Source organism: Pseudomonas sp. GW822-FHT06B12, from assembly GCF_058799675.1.
Genome location: NZ_JBXALR010000008.1, coordinates 19,529 through 43,130 on the forward strand (window position 1 = coordinate 19,529; position 23,602 = coordinate 43,130).

Here is a 23,602-nt window from a genome sequence, read left to right on the forward strand (position 1 = left end):
CCTCACTGCCCCGTGGCGAAGGCAATCGGCGCCGAACGGGCCAGTCCGCCACGGCACTTGAGCACTCTTAACTGCGCAGGCCTCGAATCGATGGCGATGCGCAGGGCCGCCGGCGAAGGGTTGAGGGCGTCCTTGATCGAGCGATAGGCAAACGCCAGGGTCTGCCCGGTTTCCGCCGCCACCTGCAAACGGCGCAAGGCGCGGTCATCCGCCTGTTGCGGCCAGCACAGCACCGCCCCGCAACTGCCCGAACGCAGGCATTGTTCCGCCGCCCACAGCGCCTCACGGTCACTGGCCTGGATGATCGACAACTGGCGCAGATCCACTCCGGCGTTCTGCCAGGCCTGGGGATACGGCACATGCGGCGGCGCCACCAGCACCACTCGCTCACCGGCGGTCGTCAGCCGGGCCAGGGCCGGCCATACCAATTGCAACTCGCCCACGCCCTGCCCGGCGATAAGGATTTCCGTCAGCGCCGCTTCCGGCCAGCCGCCAGTGGGCAAGGCCGCGTCCAGTGCTGCATGCCCGGTCGGTTGTGGGCTGACGCTGGGTGGCGCAGGCCGGCCTTTCCAGACCTGGCCGCCATTGAACAGCGTATCCAGCGCAACGACGGCGCCCATCACCCTTGCCTCACCAGACCACAGAACACCCCTTCAATCGCCAGATCCTGATCGGCGGTGACCACAATGGGGCTGTAAGCCGGGTTGCGCGGCAGCAACCGCACGCTGTCCCCTGCCCGCTCAAAGCGTTTGATGGTGACCTCACCCTCAAGCCGCGCGACGACGATCTGGCCGTTCTGCACCTCGGTACTGCGGCGCACGCCCACCAGATCACCGTCGAGGATGCCGTCGCCGATCATCGAGTCGCCCTGAACCCGCAGCAGGTAGTCGGGCGTACGCGAGAACATTGCCGGATCCAGCCACAAGCGGCTGTGAACCTCGGCATCGACGCCCATCGGCGCACCGGCAGCCACCCGCCCGAGTACCGGGATGTCCAGCAACTCGGGGTGACGCGGCTGATTGAGCAAGCGAATACCACGGGCCTGATGCGGATTGACCTCGATGAAGCCGGCCTCGGTCAGCGCCACTACGTGCTTGCGCGCCACGCTGCGCGAGGCAAAACCGAACGCCTCGCTGATTTCAGCGAGGCTCGGTGGCTGACCTTGCTGCGCGATGCGCTCGCGAATAAAGGTCAGGATGGCGGTACGGCGGGGAGTCAAAGTCGTCATGGAGTACATTTGTACTCCTCTCGACTTTTCCTGACAAGAACCGCCAGTCGTAACGCTTAGCCCAGGCCGCGCTGCCGCAGAAAAGCCGAAATGAAATCGATGAACGCGACCACCTTGGCGGTGGCCCGGCGATGACTGGGATACACCGCCAGGATGTACGAACCGAATGCGTCCGGATCAATCTCGTAGTCAGCCATCAACCGCACCAGCCGACCCTCCGCCAGATACGGCGCAGCACTCCATAGCGGTGTGTGCAGCAATCCGCGTCCTGCCAGCGCACCGGCCAACAGCAAGTCGTAATTGTCACTTTTCAGGCGCGGCCGCGACGGCTGGGGCAAGCTGAGCCGTTGACCGTCGCGCTTGACCCACCAGAATTCACGGCTCAGGTCCGCATGTCGATAGAGCAGCCAGTGATGCTGATCGAGGGTCTGCGGCGTCACCGGGACCGGGTTGCGCGCCAGATATTCCGGGCTGGCACAAAGGGCCAGGCGATTGTCGCCAACGACTCGGGCGATCTGTCCGGGCAGGTCGTCATGACCTTCACGCAATGCCAGGTCGTAGCCGCTTTCGAGCAGATCGACGAACTCGTCGCACAGGTCGATGTGCAAGCTGATTTGCGGGTACTCATCGAGAAAGCCTGAGCATGCTTCGTCGAGAAACGCCCGACCGAAGGCCAGCGGCGCGGTGATTTTCAGCGTGCCCTGCAAACCATGCTGCAGCTGCAGGATCTCTTCGCTGACCTCTTGCAGACGTTGCAACACCTGGCGCGCGGTCTCCAGATAAAGCCGCCCGCTCTCGGTCAACAACGTGCGACGGGTGCTGCGCTCGAACAAGCGCGCACCCAGTTCATCCTCCAGATGGCTGACCGCTTTGGTCAGCGCTGACGGGGTTTTGCCCAGTTGCTGCGCGGCACGGCTGAAACTGCCGTGTTCCGCCGTCGCGACAAACATTTTCAAGGCACTGAGCTTGTCCATGGTTTTTCCATTCAGGCAAAAGGGTTTTGCTGGTTTCAGGCGTTCTACCCAGCGCGCCAAGCCACTAGTCTCGCTTCCAGACGAATAAAAACAAGGCACCCCGCATGAATAGATTGATCCCGACACTCCTGAGCTGCGCCGTGGCTTTTGCCTCGATGGAAGCGATGGCCGCCGCCGACCTGGTATTGATCAACGGCAAGATCTTCACCGCCAACCACGCCCATCCCAAAGTCCAGGCCCTGGCGGTGCAAGACGGCAAAGTGCTGCAGGTTGGCAGCGACGCGCAGATCAAGGCGTTGATCGAGCCCTCGACCCGCGTCATTGACCTGGCGGGCAAAACCCTGATGCCCGGCCTGATCGACAGCCACTCACACGCGATCTTCGGCGGCCTCGAACTGGCCTCGGCCAATATGGAAGATGAGCAAGTCAGCCTCGACGAACTGGAACAACGCCTGCGCGGCTGGCGTGACGACGGTAAGGCCAGGCACGGTGATGTGCTGAGTGTGGCCGGTATGAGTTCAACCTATTGGGCCCAGGCCGAGGCCTTTGCCCAGCGCTTCAATCAGGGTGAATGGGCGCAGGTACCCGTCGTGTTCATCGGCAGCGATCACCACACGGCCTGGGCCAATAACGTGATGCTCATGCGTGCCGGGATCGATGTCGCACTGATCAACAACCTGCCCGCTGCCGAGCGCGACACCATCGGCCGCCTGGCAAATGGCGCGCCCAACGGATTTCTGGTGGATGCGGGTTGGGACCGGGTCGCTTCGGTCATGCCCAAAGCGAGTCCGGCGGACCTGTTGCGCGCCGCCCAGGCTGCGCTGCGGTTCAACAACAGCCTGGGTATCACCGCCTGGATGGACCCGGCTGCCAACGCCGCGCCGGGGGAACCGGTGTTCGCCCTCAAGCCCACGGAAAAAACCGTTGGCGTCTTGCCGGTGTACAAGGCGTTGTCTGAAACCGGGGCAATGAGCGCGCACGTCGCCGCGCTGTTGGTGGCCAATCCGCGGAGCCGCCCGGCTGACCTCGACACGCTGGACATTGTGCGCAAGCAGTTCCAGGGCATCCCGAACCTGAGCCTGCCCGGCATCAAGATCTTCGCCGATGGCGTACTGGAATTCCCGGCACAGAGCGCGGCGCTGATCGATCCCTACAACAACTCGCACAAACAGGGCGAACTGCTGATCGATCCGGCGCATTTCGGTGAGCTGGTCAGTGCCGCCGACCAGCGTGGCTGGCTGGTGCACATTCACGCCATTGGCGACCGCGCGGTACGTGAGTCGTTGAACGGCATCGAACAGGCACGCAAGGACCGACAAAGCGGCGTGACCCACTCCATCACCCACCTGCAACTGGTCAATCCCAAGGAGTTCACCCGTTTCAAGCCACTGAACGTGATCGCTTCGATGCAACTGCTCTGGGCCTCCGCCGACGAGTACACCCTGGACATGATCAAGCCGTACGTCAGCGCGCTCGCCTTCCGCTATCAGTACCCGGCGCACTCGTTGCTCAAGCAAGGCGCAACGATTGCCGGTGCGAGTGACTGGCCGGTGTCATCACCGAACCCGTTCAACGCGATGGCCCAGGCCATCACCCGCGTGGGGCCAAAAGGTGTGTTGAACGCCGCCGAGGGCATCGACCGCGAGACCATGTTCTACGCCTACACCCTCAACGCCGCCCGGACCATTGGCCTGGAACAACAGATCGGTTCGCTCCAGCCCGGCAAGCAGGCGGACTTCATCATCGTCGACCGTGATGTGTTCAAGGTCGATGAAAAAGCCCTGCACGACACTCGAGTCCTGAGCACCTGGTTCGCCGGCCGCGAAGTCTACGCCCCCGCCGCACAGTAAAAAAAGACCGTCCGCACTGCCCGGCCCCGCGCTTGCCGCGAGGGTTCGGGCGGCGCTTTGCCTGCACCTGCCCATAACAACCACAATAACGGGACCGTCACATGAACCGCTTCGCCCTCCTCGCCCTTGGCTGTTTTTCCCTTGCACCGCTGACCAGCCACGCGGTGGCGATCAACGATGAGTTGGCCGTGCAACTGGACCTGACCCTGGCCAGCGATTACCGCAGCCGCGGTATTTCGCAAACCAAGAATGACCCCGCCGCGCAGTTCGGTGCGACCTTGCAGCACATCAGCGGCCTGTACCTGGGGGCCTGGACCTCGAACGTCGATTTCGGCTTTGGTCTCAAGACACGTCAGGAGGTCGAGTACTACGCCGGCTGGCTCTGGCAGATCACTGAACCGGTGAGCCTGGACCTGGGTTACATCAAGTACGCCTACCCCAACGAAAGCCAGTTCAACCAGAGCGAGGTCTACGCCATTCTCAACGCCTACGGTTTCATACTCGGCAATTACTACTCCGCCGACGCCCCCGGTGAAGACAGCAAGCAAAGTACGCTCTACAACTACCTGGGATACGAAACGACCTTGCCACTGGAAACGGGCCTGAAGCTGCGCTACGGAAGGATGGACTTCAAGGATGGTGTTTTCTGGTCGCAGGACGGCAACAGCAGCGAGGCCTACCATGAATGGGAAGCCAAACTGACCCATAAATTTTTCGGCCTGACCTGGGGCCTGAGCTACATCGACACCGACCTGTCGGACAGCCAGTGTGCAAGCAACTACGGATTTACCGACACCTGCAGCGCCACCTGGGTGGCGAGTGTCAGTACCTCGTTCTGAAGTCTTTTATGAGCAGTGCCTGACCTGATTTATCTCAGGTCAGTTGCCGCCAGCAACCTGCGGGGCGGCCAATGTCCGGCTTCAGCCGATATTCAGCGCACGCAAATCCAGCCGATCATTCTTGAGCGGCGGGCACCAGTAGTAGCCGCCGGTGATCGGCCGGCTCATGCGGTACAGACCGTCAACGATGCCGTCTTCCAGGCCACTCATGCGGCGCAGTTGGGCTTCGAAGGCGTTGAAGGAATGTCCGAAGGCCAGGAACATCAGGCCGGCACGATCACCTTCGATCCACGGCATCAAGCGACGCACGATGAAGGCTTCGGGGGTGAAGCTTTCCTGGGCGGTGCGTTTGACGTGAGCGGAAATCGGCGCGTCGTCGAGTTCTTCGTTGTCGCTCTTGCGACGGCCAATGATGTTGTCCTGCTCATGGGACGGCAGCGCATTAAAACCGTTGAGATCATGCTGCCACTGCTGGATCGCGGCGAAACTGCCACCCACCGGACTGTCCTCACCCTCAGCCACCAGCGCTGCGGCAACGGCGGCTTCGTCGTGGGGGTTTTCGGTGCCGTCTTCATAGCCCGTCAGGTCGTGGCCACTCATGTGACGGAAGGCTTCGTTCATCTGCACCAGGCGCAACGCTGGAGCCAGCGCGACTTCCAGGGCACGGCTGCGGTTGAGCAACTCGCCGCGATCCTCACCGTGCAGCCAGCACCACAGCGCGTGCTGGGTCGAAGGGTTATCGACGCCAACGCCGATCATCGCCGGGAACGGTCGAAGCCCCGCTACTTTCACGCCCAGTGCATTGACCAGCGACTTGCCAAAACCGACCACCGCCGACTTGCCGTCCACCAGTTGCATCAGGTTGTCGAGCGCAGCCGGCAGAGCCTCGGCGGATTCGAGAGCGAAAAACAAATGACGCGCCTGAGGCGGAACGGGGGTGGCAAGGATGCCCGGCTGGTAGTAACTCATGAGAACTCCTCTGGAAAGGAGCGAAGTTTAACCGGCACACAGCGATTTGTGTGCGTTGAAAAAGCGCGTCCGTAGGAGCTGCTATAGGTGTTCGGGCTCAAACGGCCTAACGGCCGAAGGCCCGCGATGAGTATCGCGGGCCGTGTTACCGAGTTAACGCGGGGTTATTTACATCCAGTTGGCCGCCAGCACAGGCTGCAACACCTGCTGCTCGGCGGCACCGAAGGTCATGCTCGCCGGTGCCGCCGGCGCGAACGCCGCCATGGCCTGGACCAGGTGCTCGACATCATTGTCCATCAACCGATGGCGGTCCCCGGCCATGATGTCGCGTGGACGCTCAGGAGTACTGGCATACCAGTTATGCAGCGTGACCTCCTGCTTGCTGCCGATGACAGAGATCTGCAGGTCCTGGCCTTTGTGCTGGAACCACAGATGATCGGGGTTGATGTCCTTGCCGAACACCAGATCGCCACTCGCGCCGCTGAACTCGATGTCATTGACCCCGTGCCCGACTTCAACCGTCGGCATGTTGCCGCTGACCACCACCTTATTATTGCCATCCCCCAGTTTTACCGTGGAGAAAGACCCGGAGTCGGTAATGATGTTGTTGCCGTGGCCAACCGTGAGTTTGTCGACATTGCCGGTCACCACGTTATTGCCGTTGCCCAGGGTGATATTGCCCCGACGGCCCGTCACATTGACCTTGTTGTCGCCGTTGCCAGCAAGCACTTTGGCATTGGAGGCCTCGACGTTGATGGTCTTGCTCTCGTCGCCAAGCGTGACATCGGCGAAGAAGCCCTGGACCGTCATGACGTTGGGGTCGCTAGCCACAGGTGCCGGGGCATCTGTCGAAGAGGTTGCCCCGCTGATTCTGTCCCGGATCGCCGCAAGCGCAGCGTTCGAGTCGTCGGTTATCTTGCGAGCGTTATCGACAGTCAGCCGGGGATCTTGCACACCCACAACGTCTGGAACGGTAATCGGTCGATGAGAGAAATCGATCGCCGGAATGTCCGGAATGACAATCGGCCGCGGGCTCGGAATATCAATCGGGGTACGCCCGCCCACCTCACGCCCGACCGGACCGATGTCCGGCAACTTCGACGGTTCCAGCGAACCGACACCGCGCTCGGCGAGAATCTGCTCAATGGTTTTGCGTTCAGGGACCGTCGTCGCACCGCGATTCGCATCACGCTCGGCAAGGATCTGCTCGACGGTTTTATGCTCCGGCACTTTCGGGTTCAGATCAACGCCGCGCTCGGCAAGGATCTGATCGATGGTCTTGGTCTCCGGCAACTTGAAGTCTGGAATCGTGACTGAAGGTCGCAGGACCGGGTCGGGAACGACAATGGTCGGATGCAGATCAATCGGCGGCAGCGGCCCGACCACCACAGGTTTGTCGACACCAGGGCGATCGATAATCGGCGTCAATGTACCCGGCACGGTGACGGTTGGCGGCACGACCACGGGCGGCACCGGTCCGACTGGCTGCACCACAACCGGAGCATGATCGGCAAAAAGGAAGTCCGAGGCACTGACCTGTGCCACATCCAATGCATCCAGATACAACAGCGTGGTGTTCGAATCGCTGCGCGTCACGTACACACCATGAATCTGCGTCAGGCCATTGAAGGTGGCGCGGTTCTGGTGTTCGACGGTCAACTGGCTGAAATCGGTGACGCCGGTCTGACGCAGGTCGATCTTGTCGACGCCATGCCGGAACCCGCGCAAGGCGTTGCTGTAATCCTTGGCGCCGGGTTGAGCCGCCACCACAAACACATCCGACGTCGCGCTGTCATGGCTGTAGATCGTGCCGTTCAGCGAGGCCACGGTTTTGCCCTGAGCGTCGCTGCTGTACATCACGCCTTTACCGCCACCGTTGAGCACCACGGTGCCCAGGCCTTCTTGCGGCTTGACCGCTTGAGCATCGCTGTTGACGTAAGCCGTCGGGGCGACAAAGGTGTCCTGGAATTTGAAGTTCGCTGCGGTGATGCCAGCGAGTGCCTGATTTTTCAGGACGATGCTCTGGCCCTTGCCCAGGTCGACCTTGACGTCCGTGCCCTGCTGCGTCAGCACCAGATCCGCGAACTTCTTTCCGGCGAAGCCCACCAGATCAACGATTTCGCCACGAGCGGCCTCGAAGTTGCTGATGGTATCGCTGCCCGCATCGCGTCGATGGACCACAAAGAAGTCCTTGCCCGCACCGCCCGTCAACGTGTTGTTGCCACGCCCGCCGTCGAGCAAGGCATCGGCCGCACCGGCGACCAGTGTGTCGTTGCCATCGCCGGTGACGATGTTCTGAATGGCCGACGGATTTTTCACCGTCAACGCCGCGCCGCCGATGCTGGCAACACCGGTCAGCAGGTTGACCGAGGTGTCCCCCGAGACGGCTGCCGCATTGAGGGTATTGCGCCCACCCACCACGCCATTGACGGCATCATCGAGCACCGAACGATTGGCGTTCGCGGCCACCGACTTGATGTATTCATCGGTATAGAAATAGGTGTCGTCCGGGCTGGTCTTGCTGCCATACAAACGCAGCGACCAGCTGTTGAGCGTAACCGGCAGACCGGAGGCCGAATCAGTTACCTGCAACGTCCAGTTGCCAGCCGAGCGTTCGCCGAAGTCATGGGTCGTCATGAAGGTGTACTTGAACGCCCCGGACTGCGTGCTGCCAACGTCGGTTGCACTGGCCCCCGGCATGCCGTCCGGGACTTTGCCCTGACGGTTGAGCAACACGCTTTGTGTGCCATCCGGGGAAATCAGTTTGAGGGTCAAATCGCCGAGGCGGCCGACCTGAGCATCAAAGTCGATTTCGACGTGCTCAACATTCAAACCGGCATTCATCGCGATGGACGATGTCAGTGTCGCGCCCGCCGCCAAAGGTTTGCCGAGCGCACCGCTCGATGCACTGTAGACGTGCTCGTTGGCGCCGGTACTCTGGGTCATCCAGGCCTCGGACAAGCGTACGGCGGCGCGAGCATCGACTTCACCAAAACCGTAATCGTTGCTGGTGTGCATGCCTCCGCCGTTCCAGCCGTGGGCAGCGTTATCGCTCCATTGGGTGGACGGGTCATTGATCTTGCGCGCCGACAACGCCAGGATCTGCTGCACATCCCGATAACCCAGGTTCGGGTTGGCCTGGAGCATCAGCGCAACGATGCCGGAGACAATCGGTGCGGCAAAACTGGTGCCTTGCATGCTGGTGTAATCGTTGCCGAAGGTGGAACCGCGTTCGGTTTCCAGCATGTGGCTGGTGGACACGACATTGCTGCCCGGTGCCGACACCAGCAGGCTGGCGCCCGGATTGGAAAACGGCGACGAACCAATCTGCAAGGTCGACAGATCACCCTGTGCGTTGATCGCGCCGACTTCGACCGAGAAGCGATTGTTGTTGGTCAGCGAACCCTGGGCATTGCCGCCAGTCGCTCGGCTGTTGCCGCCCGCCGCCACAATGATCGTACCCAAACCGCCGCGACCGTTACTCGCCGCGTACTGCGCATTCATGCTCAGCGCCGTGGCCGTCGTGAAGTTGCCGTCCTGATAGCTGCTGAGGGCGAAGTCAGAGGTGAAACCCCAGCTGTTGTTGGCAATGTCAAAACTGACCATATACCCCAACCCGGCCAGATCGGCGCCGCTGTTGGCCAGGTAATAACCGCCTAACGTTGCGTCGTAGGCCACGCCCACGCCACCTGCGCCATTCTTGGCCGCGACCATGACGCCCGCGACCATCGTCGCGTGGTTGGACACCAGCCCCGGCAAAGTGCCGCTCGCCTGTTGAGTCTGCAACCAGGTTTTGTCGACGTTCGGCGCCAGATCCGGGTGGGCGATATCAAAGATCTCAGGCGCCGTGGCGAACTGGCCACCCGGCTCGAACTGACCGATGCGCACGCCCTTGCCGGTATAGTCCTTCCACACCGGCAGCACGTTGGTGTCGCTCAAGTACCACTCCTGAGCCGCCAGTGGATCGAGCGGCACTTCAGGGGTCAGCAAAGTGACACCGGCACGCATTGGCGCGGTCTGCCCACTACCGAGGTCCACCACCGACGCCGACAGATTGCCGGCCGCATCAGCGACGCCGTATTTGAAACTGATCAGGCCGGTGTAATGCGCGTCCGGGTTGAACAGCACATCACCCTGGGCCGTGAGGCTGACCGTGCCGCCCACCGCGTCACCGACATTGGCGATACGCAGCGCGCCCTGGCTGTTGAGGTGTTGATCGTTGGCCAACAGGCTCTCTGCAGAAATCAGGTGGGTCTGCGTACGATCGAAGACCTTGCCGTCCTTGTCATGGGTCAGCACATCCGCCACCGGCATGGCGTTGGGGGTTTGCAGGTCGACGGCGGAAATGTCCGAGAAGTTGAGCTTCTGGATGTTTTTCAGGGTCACCGTGCCGTCACGACCGGCGACCTTGTCGGCCACTTCATAGCCGCTGTCGGTGCGGGTGATCCGGTAGTCGCCATGGTTGCCGTGCAGCGTCACCAGGTTGATCCCGCCGTCGCCATCGATCGTCGCATTGCCGTGGCCGACTTCGATCACATCGTTACCGGCGCCGCCGTAGATTTTATCGGCACCGCCACCGGCGTGAATGATGCTGCCGGCTTCGGAGGCGTAAATGGTGTCGCCCTGTGGCCCGGCGTAGATCACCGCTTTGCCACTGCCGCCGATGATAGTGTTGTGGCCGGTGCCGCCAACCAGAACGTCGTTGCCCGCGCCGCCGACCAGGGTCGAATTGCCGGAGCCGCCCTTGATGAAGGCGCTGCCAGTGCCACCGCTCATGATGACGTCGTTACCGCCGCCACCTTCGGCGATGGTCAAACCGGCGTGGGCCATGTTCAACACCACGCCTTTGTCACCGACGATGATCGCCGTGTCGTGACCGCCATTGCCGTGAATATTGACCGGATTGTCAGAAGCACTGATGACAAAGACGTCATCGCCTGCTCCGCCGACATAGGTGTTGCTGCCGGCACCGCCCACCAGCCAACCGCCAGCAGGTGCGGCGATCAAGGTGTCATCGCCGCTGCCGCCGTACAGATTGCTCACGCCCAGTTGCGTCGCGTCCAGGGTTTCACTCGTGGTGCTCTGGCTGGCATACGCAGTGGTGGTGATGCCTTTGGTGGTAGAGGTCACCCGTGTGCCGGTGCCCTGCGTACTCACAGTGTTGCTGACCGGATCGCCAAGGAAATCGACCGCCAGCGCTTCCTGATTCTTGCCATTGATGGTGAACGAACCGGTGGCGAGCACCTTGTTGCCGTCACGAATTTCAGCACTGGTAGAAGCAGCACGCACGTTGATCTGGGTAATGCCCAGCTCGGCCAGCGTCTTCAGTTCACCGGCATCGACTTTTGCATCGTGGGTGCCATCGACCCAGACCCGCAGCTTGCTCCAGATCGGGTCTTTCTGATCGATCACGCCGTCCTTGTTCGCGTCCTCGCTGGCCAACGCCGCGAAACCGTCCTTGAACTTCGTCTCGCCCGCCGCGCCGTTGACGCCGGCCCTGCCGCCGTAATACTCGGAGAACATCTGGCTGACGTCCTTGATCTGGCCGCTGCCATCGTCGATCACCAGCATCCCGGTACTGCGATCCGCCCAACCGCTGCGCTTGAGCGTGCCACTGTGGTCGGTATCGAACAGCACACCGTCGCGGATATCAGTCATGTGCACGCCATTACCGGTCAAATCCAGCAACAGCGGGTCAACGTAAGTGTTGAACGTGGACATGGCCGACAAACCGTTCAGGGTCACGGCATTGCGCAAGCTGAAATCCGGTTTGCTGCTGTTTGGGGCCTGGTAGAAGCTCGACAGATAGGTGTTAGGCCGAGCGTTGGGGTCAAGCTGCATTTCACCGGGACGAATGCCTCCCGAGGCGAGGCTGGCCATTTGGGTGGAGGTGAAATCGGTTTTGTTGAGAATGCCGCCGACGGCGAAAACGTTGTGAGTCGCGGCGTTTTGAATGAAGCCATTGGCAACGTCTTGCTGGGCTTTGCTTTCGCCCTGGATGTGTTGTTGGGGTTGAGGGGAAGGATTGATGTTGATATTAACCAAGTCCTTGCCAGGTGTTGCTTCTACCACCTTATCTTTCTCATACAGCTTATAACGATTATCCGCTATAAAGCTGCTCATTTCCCGCCACAACTTCCACGTAGGACTAACGTCCAGCGCAGAGTCTCTATTTATGACTCGCTCAATCCCTGCCATGTTTGAAATCATGGAACTTATTACGTTTTGCGTAAACTCTGTTGTTGTCTTACCCGCAATCTGAATAAAATCACGCCCCATACCTAAGGGAGGTGGAAGTATATCAGCCAGCGCACCGGGCCATTGCCATGCCTTCAGCTTCAGCGCGTCCTCCATACCGTTCGATTCTAAATCGGTGATAATATCAGCTGACTTTACACCACCCCCCTTCAGCACGTTATTTATTGTTTCGGAAGCCAACTTATCAGAGGCGACCTGAAACGCCTCATTACTCAATGGGCGACCTGTTTTGGCTACAGAGTACTGTATCGACCCACGAACAATATCGTCCAAAAAGTTGCTTCGATCATTCGAGTTGATTGCCTTTGCCGTCACCAACCAATTAGCAACCGCCACCAAGTCACCAAGGTCACTTTCCCTGCCAGCGCTTGCTACCTCGCCAGCAACGATGCCGTGCATATATTCATATGCAGCGGGGTAGTCTTTATTATCCGACAGCCGCTGCAACTCTTTTAGCTGAGCATCATTAAATTTTACCAGTGCCACACACAATCTCCTTATTCTGCTATTACCTTACCAAGGACACTCAGGACAAAATCATCCACAGCCCTGACATCCGTAAGTTCCTTTGGGTATTGATAGAAAACCCACAGTCCGGATTTGTATATTCGATTTGCCCGAACCGTATACGTAAAGTCCGAGACATACACCGACACACCATCTCCCCCTGTAAATTTTCTTTCTTGAAAACCACCAACCTCATAAGTTTCAACCCCATCAACCACCAAAATAGGTCTTTTCCCACTAAGGTGCCTATTGGCGTCAAACCCCTCCATGGATATGTTTTCCATATAAAAAAACACTGGAAACTTTCTTTCCTGCCCATCAGCATCTACAACTTCCATCCCTGGATACTCGACTGTAAATCGAATACTGCTTCTACCCTTATAGATGACGCGCCGACACTCCTCCTGAGTCATGTTAAATCGGTAGAGTCCCCCATATATCTTGCCACTTACAAACTCACACCCCGTGAAACCACCACCATCTTGCAATGAGAAAATTCTCATATAAGGGTTATCTTTCGGCTCTGGAATCAAGCAATACAGAAACAACAATAAAGCCACTACACTACCGAGCCAATACAAGCACCGCCTTGATATTTTACCCACGCCTATCCCTCTCAAAAAAACAACACCTCCACCTCGGTCTTCCCACACACAAAGCAATAAAGTTGGCAGATTTATTTTCCGAAATAAGATCCATTCCTGAAAACAAATCTGTCCCCTCTAGCTGTGCTTAAGAAAGCTCACCACAAATTTATCCATCAACTTTACATCTTCATACATACGCGCATACTGATAAGACACCCTTAGATCTTTAAACAAACGCTTAGCCAGCCAATAATGTTCATGATCAGTAGCAAATACAGTCTCGCCCTCACCTCCGTCAAATGCTCGAGTAGCAAGCCCGCCATAGTCGTAATATTTAACACCTTCAATTGTCTTCGAAGGTTCCACCCCTTCTAAAAATGCGCCCTCCCAAAAAGAGGAACGTAAAATCGGGAACATTCGAATCGTGATGACGGACTTGTCTATTCTCGGCTTTACGACTTTCATACTGGGATAATCAATGGAAACAGTGAGAACATCACCGCCACCGTAATCAACCAACCGACATTCTTCAGGAGGCATATGAAACCGAAATACCGCCCCTGACTGTTTGCCATCTGAAAACTCACAACCAGAAAAAACATCGCCATTCGACAATGAATAAATTTTCATGTATGGATTATCTTTTTTCTCTGGGATCAAGCAATATAAAAATAGCAAGACAGCCACTCCAGCGCTCACCCAATACAAACACCGTCGCGCCAGTTTACTCACGCCGCACTCCCTGAACAAAGAAAGCAATTTCCAACAAAGGGGACACCCATTAGCTTTTTTGAGATCAAATCTCTAATTCACTTATGCGCCAAGAAACTCACGGACACCGCACCGGTTGCATCATGAGTCCGCAACGCCACTTGCCGACTGAATAACGCCGCCCCCCGAATTGAAAACTCAATATGCACCCACGATTGGAAGACCAGACAATATCGGGAGAACTCCGATGATCCGAGAAAGTATCGAAAGGACTTGAAAACACCCGATACCGTTTATCTTTTTGAGCTTGCGCAACGCTCACGGCATTATTGAACACCACGATCTCATCCACGCAGGAAGAGTCCACGACGCCCCCACTTATATAATAAAAATGCGCTGCCTTATATTGACCATCAGGAGAAACATAGACATTGACACCTGGCTCATCTGCCTCACTGCCGGCAGCGCCCATCAACGTAATCAGTGCATAACGGGCAATGGCTAAAAAACCTACGAATGCCAATAGCGATCTAATGACCACCCATAAATTTTTCGCGCTAAAAATCTTCATCATCTGCCCAAGCCCTCCTGAAATAAAATCGTCTATCACTGACAAACTGATAAATACCGCATCCAGCATCCCGTAAAAAACCCAAACAGCGCAAAATTCGTCAATACGTACAATCGGGCAAAATAAACGAGAAACCTTTTCTTCCTTTCCGACAGATAGAGCCCAACGAAAATATTCAAACAAATTAACGTTTTAAGATCTGGATAGATCTCCGTAAAAAACGTATCCGGCGTTCTCATAGCGAACTTCATCATCAAAAAAATGCAACCCCCAAAGACGACCGCAATTAAAGAATATTTATTATAAAAGGACCGCTGTTCCGCATTTAATAACTCCACAGACGGCCTCCTTACTCAGCCATTACCTTATCGAGAACATCCAAGACAAATTCATCCACTGCCCTCACATCCGTAAGCTCTCTTGGGTACTGATAGAAAACCCACAACCCTGCCTTATATATTCGGTTCGCTCGAGACGTATTCACAAAATCCGAAACATACACAGGCACACCATCCACGCCTGTAAATTTCCGCTCCAAAAAACCACCAACCTTATAACTTTCAATCCCGTCAACCACCAAAACAGGCTCTTTCCCAGCAACATGCCTATTGGCGTAAAATCCGTCCATGGAGATGTGCTCCATATAAAAAAATACGGGCGCTTTGTTCCCCTTCCAACCGTCACGCACAACCTTCATGCGCGGATAATCGACAGCAAATTGAATACTGCCTGTATCGTAGGTCACAAGCCGACACTCTTCCGGTGTCATATTGAACCTGAAGAAGCTCCCATTTTTCCCGTCACCTGAAAACTCACACCTCGTAAAACCACCACCATCCTGCGGCGAGTAAATTTTCATATACGGGTTATCTTTCGGCTCTGGAATCAGGCAATACAGGAACAGCAAAATAGCCGCTCCTGTACCGAGCCAATACAAACACCGTCGTGCCAGTTTATTCACGCCAAACGCCCTCAATAAAGAGAGCGATTTCACTCTCCCTTGTAACCGCCACAACCAATCCCATAGCTCCCAACCAACGTCTAGCGATAGGCCGAAAACTTGATCTGTATATTCCCCGACGCATCCAAACCCCGCAGATCCACGTTGCGACTGAATACCCGTGCCCCCCCGATCGCAAAACCGACCTGAAGATCATTATCGGAATCCCAGTGTATTTTTGGGGAACTTTCATGACCTATGAAAGTATCACACTCGGCCGAATAGACTTGATAGTTATCATTTTTAACGACATCACTTACATCCAGCAGACTATTAAAAACAACAACATAATCCAGACAAAATGAGTCTATCGCCCCCCTTCCCGAGCGGACGACGTGTGCAGTACTGTATCTTCCATTCGGAGACGGATACACCGTGACATTTACCTCATCATCGGCATCAGGAATCTGCTCTATCAACGCAATAACGGTATACTTTAAAATAGCCAGAAAGCCGACAACCGCCAATATAAATTTTAGCCAACGAACAATTCTCAACTCCTCCTCCTTGCCATTCATAACGCTCCTTATTGATGCGCATAAAACTCAACACGCACCCCACCTGTTTCATCCATGCCTTTCATCACAACTTTGCGAACGTCGAACTCCGACTCTCCCAAGGCAAACTCCACACGAACTTTACTATCGAGCACCCACTCTAATTTCGGGGAATTACCTCCATCAGAAAACGAAGCACAGAGAGCAGAGTAAACCTGATATTTTTTTTCTTTTATCGCAGTGCGCATATCCAGAACACTGTTAAATATAACGATCTCGTCATAGCAATAAGGCGCAAGTCCGCCTCCACCTGAATAACTAACCAACACCGCTACGACCCCTCCACTTGGAGAGGGATACAATTTTATATAAGGTTCATCTGACGAAGCCGGAATCAGAAAAATCAGAAAAAGTACTAAATGCCAGGCGACCCATCCAACCCCAAGGCAAAAAAAACTAAATTTTATTAACTTGCCCATGTCTACGCCTCTCAAAAAAACCACAAAGCAACCAGCCAACTTCCCAGAGTTAGGTCCACCCTCAAAAACAAACTTACTCCCCCTACCGCTCTCTCAAACTCTCATCCACATGCTGTTGCAACGGACTCAGGAAGTACTCAATCACCCGCCGCTGATCAGTCTTCACTTCTGCCGTTATCGACATCCCCGGTGACAGTGCCACTCGTTGTCCGTTGACCATCAGGTGATCGGTGTTGAGACGAATACGGCTGCTGTAGATCAACCCGCGTTTTTCATCTTCGATGGCGTCGTTCGAGACGCTGAGCACTTCGCCGTCGACGGTGCCGTATTTGGTGAAGGTGAAGGTTTCGACCTTGACCGTGACCGGTTGGCCGGCGCGGACGAAACCGACGTCCTTGTTTTCCAGCATTGCTTCCACTTCGACTGGCTGATCCGCCGGGACAATGACCATCAACGGCTGGGCCGGTGTGACCACGCCACCGACGGTGTGAATGGCCAATTGTTGAACGGTGCCGTCCACCGGGGCTTTGAGGCTGGTCAGGGTTTCCTGATAGCGGGCCTTGGCCAGTTCCTGAACCAGGCTCGCGGCTTTTTGGTTGGCCTCTTGTTGCAGGTCGAGCATGGCGCGACGATTCTGCGCAACGACGCCCTCGCGTCGACGCCGTGCCTCGCCCTGGGCGGCGGTGGATTGCAGGACGCTGGCTTGCTGCACGCTCAACTGACGTTGCAAGTCGAGTCGGGCCTGCTCCTTTTCCAGGTATTCATGACGCGCCACGTACTGTTGCGCCAACAGCCGCTGGTAGTCCTCGGCCAATTGCGTGGCGATCGGCACGGTTTGTCGAAGGCTCGCCACTTGCGCCTGGGCAGACTGGATTTCAGCGCTGCGTTGAAGGATCTCGGCGTCTACCAATTCCAGATTGCTGCGGTATTCCTGATACTGACCTTGTAACCAGCGCTGGGCGCTGAGCACTTGTTCCGGGTTGGCATTGGCAATCGCCCCGATCAGCGATGCCGGTGGCTTTTGCTGGTTGATCGCATCGAGCATCGCGGCACTGCGGGCGCTGTCGATTCGTGCGCCCAGCAGATCACTTTGAATGCGTCTGACGTCAGCATCCGCTGCGGTCGGATCGAGCTCGACCAGTAACTCGCCGACTTTCACCGCCTGACCGTCGTTGACGTGGATCGCCCTGACCACTGCCGTTTCGCTGGATTGAATCAGCTTGGTCTTGCCGTTCGGCACGATCTTGCCCGGCGCCACCGCGACCACTTCGATCTTGCCGATGCAGGCCCAGAGCAGCGCCAACACGGCAAAACCCATAATGCTCCAGAGAAAAATTCTCGGCGCCGGATGCACCGGCGTGTCCTGCAACTCCAGCGCCGCTGGCAGAAACTGCGCCTCATGGGTTAGTCGACGCGGGCTGTCCATGCTTTTGCGCTGGCGCCAGGAGTGTCGCCAGGCATGACGATAGCGCTGCAATAACGAAGGGTGTGCGCTCATGGGAAATCTATCCTTGAATCCGGAATACAGTGAATGCCGCCGCGCCTGATGCAGGGCGCGGTCGACAAACCAGTGACAGGCGATCGAGGGGCTATTCAGCCCTGCTGCATGCGGTGCAGACGCGAGTAGTGGCCGGCCTGATGAGCCAGCAATTCGGCGTGGCTGCCCTGTTCGACGATTTGCCCGCGATCGACCACCAGAATGCGATTGGCGTCGCGCACTGCGGACAGTCGGTGGGCAATGATGATGACCGTGCGACCGGCGCAGATGCTTTGCATGTTCTGCTGGATGATCCGCTCGGACTCGTAGTCCAGCGCACTGGTGGCCTCATCGAAGATCAGAATCCGCGGATTGCCGATCAACGCACGAGCAATGGCGACCCGTTGTCGCTGACCGCCGGAAAGCGAAGTGCCGTGTTCACCCACCATGGTGTCGTAACCTTCGGGCAATTCCAGAATGAACTCGTGGGCTCCGGCCATGCTGGCGGCATGCATGACCGCTTCGAGAGGAGCACCCGGATCGGTCAAGGCGATGTTTTCGCGGATACTGCGGTTGAACAGCATGTTGTCCTGCAACACCACACCGATTTGCCGCCGCAGCGATGAAACGTCGGCCAGCGCCAGGTCCATGCCATCGACCAGCACCCGGCCTCGCTCCGGCACATACAAGCGCTGGAGCAGACGCGTCAGGGTACTTTTGCCGGAGCCGGAACGCCCCACCACGCCAATCACCTCACCGGCCGCGATCTGCAGGCTGATCCCGCGCAGGACTTCGGAGCCATCGGCGCGATAGCGAAAATGCACCTGGTCGAACTCGATCTGCCCCTTGAGTGGCGGCAACGCGCTGCGGGTGGCCTGGGACAGTTCGGTACGGGTGTTGAGGATATCGCCCAGACGCTGCACCGAAACACCGGTTTGTTGGAAGCTGGTCCACAACTGCGCCAGGCGCATGATCGGGCCGCTGACACGTCCGGCAAGCATGTTGAACGCGATCAGTTCACCCACTGAAAGCTGGCCGTCGATCACCAATCGAGCCCCCAGCCAGAGAGTCGCCACGGTGACCAGTTTGCCGATCAGCGACACACTTTCATTGGCGAGGGTGGACAAGGTCTGGGTCTTGAAACCGGCAGCGACATAAGCCGCCATCTGGTTGTCCCACTTGCGAATCGCCTGAGGCTCGACGGCCATGGATTTCACGGTGTCGATGCCGTTCACGGTTTCCACCAGGAACGCCTGGTTTTCCGCGCCACGGGTAAAACTGTCCTGCAACCTGGCGCGCAGCAGTGGCGTGACAAACACCGAGACCAGCACATACAAGGGCAACGACAGCAGCACGATCAGGGTCAGCCAACCGCTGTAGTAAAACATCACCAGAATGAACACCAGGGAGAACAGCACATCCAGCAGCAAGGTAATCGCATTGCCGGTCAGGAAGCTGCGGATGTTCTCCAGCTCACGCACTCGGGCCACCGAATCACCGACCCGTCGCGCCTGAAAATACGCCAGCGGCAGGTTGATCAAATGCCGGAACAACCGCGAACCCAGCTCCACGTCGATACGACTCGCGGTATGTGCGAACACATAGCTGCGCAGGCCGCTCAACGCCGACTCGAACAGCATGATGCCCAACAAACCGGCGGCGATGACATCGAGTGTGGTCAACCCGTGATGCACCAGCACTTTGTCCATGACCACCTGGAAAAACAAAGGCGTCACCAACGCAAAAAGCTGCAGGGCGAATGACACCAGCAACACTTCGCCCAACAATTTTCGGTACTTGACGATGGCGGGAATAAACCAGGTGAAATCGAAACGCGAGGTTTCGCCAGGCAGACCGGCCTCGGAACGCACCAGCACCAGCTCGCCGGTCCAGCGCGCCGCCAACGCCTCGAAGGTGATGACTTCGGGGCGATCCGAACGCGGGTCCTGGATCAGGGCTTTGCCTTGATCCAGCTTGGCAATGATGAAAAACGTCCCGTCGCCATTGGCCGCAATCGCCGGCAAAGGCGTACGGTCCAGCCGCGCGATGGTGGTGTTGACCGATTTGGCTTTGAGTCCCAGTTTGCGGGCAGCGAGCAGCAGTTCGCGTTGGGTGAACAGCTGGTTCGCCGGGGCGAATTCGTGGGTCAGTTGTTCGGCGGACGCTGCCACCGTATGAAAACGGGCCAGCATGACCAGACACACGAGACCGGTATCTGGCGTGGGCGACTCGGCGCCCCTTCCTTGATCACTCATAAGCTTCCATGCGCGCCGCAGTGCGGCAATAAATTCGTAAACCTTTCAACAGGTTGTAACAATTTTGAAACATTAGACATCAATACGCCATCATTTCCTGAGATTTATTTCACTCAGCTGTATGAAATGATGGTCAGAGCGCCTTGCGCTCCTGCATCGGCAGGAAATCCCGATCCGCGTCGTAGTCCTTGGTCAGGTACATCGCCAGGTCGCTCAGGTCGGTTGGACTTAACGTCCCCGCCGCCTGCTTGAGCTTGAGCGTATCGATGATGTAGTCGTAACGGGCGTTGTTGTATTCACGCACGGCGCTGTACAACTGGCGCTGGGCATTGAGCACGTCAGCGGTATTACGCGAGCCCAGATCGCGGCCGACCTGATTGGCCTGGACCGAGGCCTGGCTGGAGCGAATCGTCTGACGCCGGGCAATCACCTGCTCGATATCGGAATGGACGGCGCGATAGAAATTGCGGGTGTTCTGCACCACTTCACGCCGCCGGTCTTCACGCTCATCCTCGCTCTGGGCCAGGCGCTCTGTCGCTTCGCGCACTTGCGAGCGGGTCATGCCGCCGGCGAACAACGGAACGTTCAGCTCCAGTCCGATGCTGCCTTGGGTGACATCGCCCCGGTAGCCATTACGCCCGAAGTCGGTCGGGTTGCTATAGCCGAAGCTGTCGTTGTCGCCCTTGCGCCAGGACGCCACCGCATCGACGGTCGGTGCATAGCCGGCCTTGCGTTGGCGATTGGTTTGCTCGGCAGCAATCACGGCGTAACTACTGGCCTGTAACGCAAGATTCTGACGTACCGCCTGACTCACCCACGTATTGGCATCGCTGGGTGTCGGCAGCTCCACGGGCAGCTGATGTTGAATCCCTTCGATCGCCGAATACTCCTGGCGAGTCAAACGCGCCAGACCTTCAAAAGCATCATCGACCTTGCGCTCGGCCAGTTTTCGATTGGCCCCTGCGTTGTCGTAAGCAGCCTGGGCATCGAGCACGTCGGTGATGCTCGATGCACCATTCTCCAGGCGAGCTTGAGCCTGTTGCTGTTGACGCTTGAGCGCCGCTTCCTCGGCTTTGGAGGCGGCCAACAGATCCAGTGCGCGCAAGGTTTCGAAGTAAGTCTGTGCCGTCGTCAGAACCAGTCCCTGCTCTTTCGCACCCAGCTCAAGTTCAGCCTGTGCTGTACTGGCGTGGGCGGCCTCGAGCTGAAACCAGCGATCGGCACGAAACAGCGGCTGATTCAGATTGGCCTGAAACACCGATGTGCTGCGGGTACGTGTCAGGCCCGGCTCATCTCGTTGCAGCCGGACAGACTCCACCGTGCTCCCCGCATTGAGCGTGGGCAGTAATCCGGCGCGGGCTTGCGGGACACTTTCGCGTCGAGCCTGGTAATCATGTCGCGCCGCTGACAGCTGAGCATCGTGCTCAACGGCCTGTCGATAAACACTCAGTAAATCGGCACGTTGCGGACTTGCGTCGGCCATCAGCGGGGTCGTCGCTACCGCAAGAATCAAAAGCGGCGTAAAAAAACGCGTGGAATGAGTCATAACAATCCATGTTGCAATCTGATAAAACGATTCAGCTATGCTGATGAGGGCGCGCATCCTACGCCGAGCCCAAGGCAGCAACAAGGATGATTTGTAGCCACTGGCCATCATTCTTGGAAAAGACACTGCTGACAGGTCTTGACCTCATGGCAGTGTCTGGCGATAAAAACCTTATCCGCATCACCCAATCCAGACGGGGTAGCGACATGACCACAGCAAACATCCTCGGCAACTTGTTCCCGACCGCCGCCGACATCCCGGAAAAATACCGACTGGGCGATCCGGTCGAGCAACGCGAATATCTCGTCGATGGCGTCCTGAAGATCTGGAACGGCCCCTTGGCGGTGGTTCGCAGCCCGGTCTACCTGGCCAGTGATAACGCTGATGAACAAGTCATTCTCGGCAGCACACCGCTGCTCGACGCCGACACCGCGCTGACGGCCCTCGACGCTGCCGTCCGCGCCTATGACCGTGGTCAGGGCAACTGGCCAACGATGCGGGTGGCCGAACGGATTCAGCATGTCGAAGCGTTCCTTACCCGCATGCGCGAGCAACGCGAGGCGGTGGTCAAGCTGCTGATGTGGGAGATCGGCAAGAACCTCAAGGATTCGGAAAAAGAGTTCGACCGCACCTGCGATTACATCGTCGACACCATCAACGCCCTCAAGGAACTCGACCGTCGCTCCAGCCGTTTTGAACTGGAGCAGGACACGCTCGGCCAGATCCGCCGCGTACCGCTGGGCGTCGCCTTGTGCATGGGGCCTTACAACTACCCGTTGAACGAGACCTTCACCACGCTGATTCCGGCGCTGATCATGGGCAACACGGTGGTGTTCAAACCGGCCAAACTCGGCGTCCTGTTGATTCGCCCGTTGCTGGAAGCCTTCCGCGACAGCTTCCCGGCCGGGGTGATCAACGTGATCTATGGCAGCGGCCGCGAGACCGTCAGCGCGCTGATGGCCAGCGGCAAGATCGATATTTTTGCCTTCATCGGCACCAACAAGGCCGCCAGCGACCTGAAAAAACTTCACCCGAAACCGCACCGTTTGCGCGCCGCTTTAGGGCTGGATGCGAAGAACCCCGGCATCGTGCTGCCCGAGGTTGATCTGGACAATGCGGTCAACGAAGCCGTCACCGGTTCGCTGTCGTTCAATGGCCAGCGCTGCACCGCGCTGAAGATCCTCTTCGTCCACGAACAGGTGGTCGACCGTTTTATCGAGAAATTCAACCATAAGCTGGCCTCTCTCAAACCGGGCATGCCGTGGGAAAGCGGTGTGTCGCTAACCCCGCTGCCAGAGTCAGGCAAGGTCGATTACCTGCACGGGCTGGTGGACGATGCCGTGAGCAAAGGCGCCAAAGTGGTGAACGAGAATGGCGGCCAGGCACGTGGTTCGTTCTTCTATCCGGCGGTGCTGTACCCGGTGACCACCGACATGCGCGTCTATCGTGAAGAGCAGTTCGGCCCGGTGGTGCCTATCGTGCCTTATCGTGACCTGGACACGGTGATCGACTACGTCCTCGAGTCAGACTTCGGTCAGCAATTGAGCCTGTTCGGCACCAATCCCGCCGAGGTTGGGCGGCTGGTGGATATCTTTGCCAATCAGGTCGGGCGGATCAACATCAACGCCCAGTGCCAGCGCGGCCCGGATACCTTCCCGTTCAACGGGCGCAAGAATTCGGCCGAAGGCACGCTGTCGGTGCACGATGCGCTGCGGACATTTTCGATCCGTACGCTGGTCGCCACCAAGTTTCAGGAGAGCAACAAGGAACTGATCAGCGACATCATCCGCGGACGGGAGTCGAGTTTCCTGACCACCGACTATATTTTCTAGAGCGCACACCGAGGATACCCCG

General features: G+C 57.7%; 17 protein-coding genes. 3 read left to right on the top strand and 14 right to left on the bottom strand.

What is annotated here, in order from left to right:
- Positions 1–2: 2 nt before the first annotated feature.
- The 3 genes from imuA to AC1RKH_RS18465 are packed head-to-tail and all read right to left on the bottom strand — an operon-like array spanning position 3 to position 2,202.
- On the bottom strand, positions 3–620 hold the full coding sequence (imuA, locus tag AC1RKH_RS18455) for a translesion DNA synthesis-associated protein ImuA (protein ID WP_493061767.1): 618 nt from the start codon (positions 618–620) through the stop codon (positions 3–5).
- A complete protein-coding gene (gene lexA / locus AC1RKH_RS18460; protein WP_493061766.1) occupies positions 620–1,237 on the bottom strand; it encodes a transcriptional repressor LexA in 618 nt (205 codons plus the stop codon). Before lexA ends, imuA begins: the two co-directional genes overlap by 1 nt.
- A 47-nt stretch (positions 1,238–1,284) precedes the next feature.
- On the bottom strand, positions 1,285–2,202 hold the full coding sequence (locus tag AC1RKH_RS18465; protein ID WP_493061765.1) for a LysR family transcriptional regulator: 918 nt from the start codon (positions 2,200–2,202) through the stop codon (positions 1,285–1,287).
- 104 nt (positions 2,203–2,306) lie between these two features.
- On the opposite strand from AC1RKH_RS18465, the gene AC1RKH_RS18470 reads away from it, so the two are divergent.
- Both AC1RKH_RS18470 and AC1RKH_RS18475 read left to right on the top strand, forming a co-directional pair.
- On the top strand, positions 2,307–4,052 hold the full coding sequence (locus AC1RKH_RS18470; protein ID WP_493061764.1) for an amidohydrolase: 1,746 nt from the start codon (positions 2,307–2,309) through the stop codon (positions 4,050–4,052).
- A gap of 101 nt (positions 4,053–4,153) precedes the next feature.
- Entirely contained in the window at positions 4,154–4,891 is a 738-nt protein-coding gene (locus AC1RKH_RS18475) for a TorF family putative porin (protein ID WP_493061763.1), read from the top strand.
- Positions 4,892–4,972: 81 nt separating this feature from the next.
- Here the strand turns inward: AC1RKH_RS18475 and AC1RKH_RS18480 are convergent, their stop codons facing one another.
- From AC1RKH_RS18480 to AC1RKH_RS18530, 11 genes are all read right to left on the bottom strand, one after another.
- On the bottom strand, positions 4,973–5,860 hold the full coding sequence (locus tag AC1RKH_RS18480; protein ID WP_493061762.1) for a Dyp-type peroxidase: 888 nt from the start codon (positions 5,858–5,860) through the stop codon (positions 4,973–4,975).
- 168 nt (positions 5,861–6,028) lie between these two features.
- On the bottom strand, positions 6,029–11,983 hold the full coding sequence (locus AC1RKH_RS18485; RefSeq protein WP_493061761.1) for an SPM autocatalytic domain-containing protein: 5,955 nt from the start codon (positions 11,981–11,983) through the stop codon (positions 6,029–6,031).
- 632 nt (positions 11,984–12,615) lie between these two features.
- A complete protein-coding gene (locus tag AC1RKH_RS18490) occupies positions 12,616–13,185 on the bottom strand; it encodes a hypothetical protein (RefSeq protein ID WP_493061760.1) in 570 nt (189 codons plus the stop codon).
- 162 nt (positions 13,186–13,347) lie between these two features.
- Positions 13,348–13,944: a hypothetical protein gene (locus AC1RKH_RS18495; protein ID WP_493061759.1), complete on the bottom strand. Its 597-nt coding sequence runs from the start codon at positions 13,942–13,944 to the stop codon at positions 13,348–13,350.
- 97 nt (positions 13,945–14,041) lie between these two features.
- Positions 14,042–14,677 carry a hypothetical protein gene (locus AC1RKH_RS18500; protein ID WP_493061758.1) on the bottom strand — a complete coding sequence of 212 codons (636 nt, stop codon included), beginning with the start codon at positions 14,675–14,677 and terminating at the stop codon, positions 14,042–14,044.
- 166 nt (positions 14,678–14,843) lie between these two features.
- Positions 14,844–15,455: a hypothetical protein gene (locus AC1RKH_RS18505; RefSeq protein WP_493061757.1), complete on the bottom strand. Its 612-nt coding sequence runs from the start codon at positions 15,453–15,455 to the stop codon at positions 14,844–14,846.
- Positions 15,456–15,535: 80 nt separating this feature from the next.
- The gene (locus AC1RKH_RS18510; RefSeq protein WP_493061756.1) at positions 15,536–16,012 is read right to left on the bottom strand and encodes a hypothetical protein; all 477 of its coding nucleotides are present in this window, start codon (positions 16,010–16,012) and stop codon (positions 15,536–15,538) included.
- Positions 16,013–16,020: 8 nt separating this feature from the next.
- Complete coding sequence (locus tag AC1RKH_RS18515; RefSeq protein ID WP_493061755.1) at positions 16,021–16,470, bottom strand: hypothetical protein; 450 nt, start codon at positions 16,468–16,470, stop codon at positions 16,021–16,023.
- 82 nt (positions 16,471–16,552) lie between these two features.
- On the bottom strand, positions 16,553–17,968 hold the full coding sequence (locus tag AC1RKH_RS18520; protein WP_493061754.1) for an HlyD family type I secretion periplasmic adaptor subunit: 1,416 nt from the start codon (positions 17,966–17,968) through the stop codon (positions 16,553–16,555).
- 95 nt (positions 17,969–18,063) lie between these two features.
- Positions 18,064–20,202, bottom strand: coding sequence for a type I secretion system permease/ATPase (locus AC1RKH_RS18525; RefSeq protein ID WP_493061753.1), 2,139 nt, complete (start codon positions 20,200–20,202; stop codon positions 18,064–18,066).
- Between the two features lie 133 nt (positions 20,203–20,335).
- Entirely contained in the window at positions 20,336–21,748 is a 1,413-nt protein-coding gene (locus tag AC1RKH_RS18530; protein WP_493061752.1) for a TolC family outer membrane protein, read from the bottom strand.
- Between the two features lie 206 nt (positions 21,749–21,954).
- Here AC1RKH_RS18530 and AC1RKH_RS18535 point away from each other — a divergent pair, with 206 nt between their 5' ends.
- Positions 21,955–23,580 (top strand): NADP-dependent glyceraldehyde-3-phosphate dehydrogenase, encoded by a 1,626-nt coding sequence (locus AC1RKH_RS18535; protein ID WP_493061751.1) that lies wholly within the window; start codon positions 21,955–21,957, stop codon positions 23,578–23,580.
- Positions 23,581–23,602: the final 22 nt, after the last annotated feature.

Excerpts from the sequence above, each read along its gene's own strand:
- imuA (WP_493061767.1), bottom strand. The coding sequence starts at position 620 with ATGGGCGCCGTCGTTGCGCTGGATACGCTGTTCAATGGCGGCCAGGTC.
- AC1RKH_RS18515 (WP_493061755.1), bottom strand. The coding sequence starts at position 16,470 with ATGGGCAAGTTAATAAAATTTAGTTTTTTTTGCCTTGGGGTTGGATGG.
- AC1RKH_RS18475 (WP_493061763.1), top strand. The coding sequence starts at position 4,154 with ATGAACCGCTTCGCCCTCCTCGCCCTTGGCTGTTTTTCCCTTGCACCG.
- AC1RKH_RS18470 (WP_493061764.1), top strand. The coding sequence starts at position 2,307 with ATGAATAGATTGATCCCGACACTCCTGAGCTGCGCCGTGGCTTTTGCC.
- AC1RKH_RS18480 (WP_493061762.1), bottom strand. The coding sequence starts at position 5,860 with ATGAGTTACTACCAGCCGGGCATCCTTGCCACCCCCGTTCCGCCTCAG.
- AC1RKH_RS18465 (WP_493061765.1), bottom strand. The coding sequence starts at position 2,202 with ATGGACAAGCTCAGTGCCTTGAAAATGTTTGTCGCGACGGCGGAACAC.
- AC1RKH_RS18510 (WP_493061756.1), bottom strand. The coding sequence starts at position 16,012 with ATGAATGGCAAGGAGGAGGAGTTGAGAATTGTTCGTTGGCTAAAATTT.
- AC1RKH_RS18530 (WP_493061752.1), bottom strand. The coding sequence starts at position 21,748 with ATGACTCATTCCACGCGTTTTTTTACGCCGCTTTTGATTCTTGCGGTA.
- AC1RKH_RS18525 (WP_493061753.1), bottom strand. The coding sequence starts at position 20,202 with ATGAGTGATCAAGGAAGGGGCGCCGAGTCGCCCACGCCAGATACCGGT.
- AC1RKH_RS18485 (WP_493061761.1), bottom strand. The coding sequence starts at position 11,983 with ATGAGCAGCTTTATAGCGGATAATCGTTATAAGCTGTATGAGAAAGAT.
- AC1RKH_RS18520 (WP_493061754.1), bottom strand. The coding sequence starts at position 17,968 with ATGAGCGCACACCCTTCGTTATTGCAGCGCTATCGTCATGCCTGGCGA.
- AC1RKH_RS18535 (WP_493061751.1), top strand. The coding sequence starts at position 21,955 with ATGACCACAGCAAACATCCTCGGCAACTTGTTCCCGACCGCCGCCGAC.
- lexA (WP_493061766.1), bottom strand. The coding sequence starts at position 1,237 with ATGTACTCCATGACGACTTTGACTCCCCGCCGTACCGCCATCCTGACC.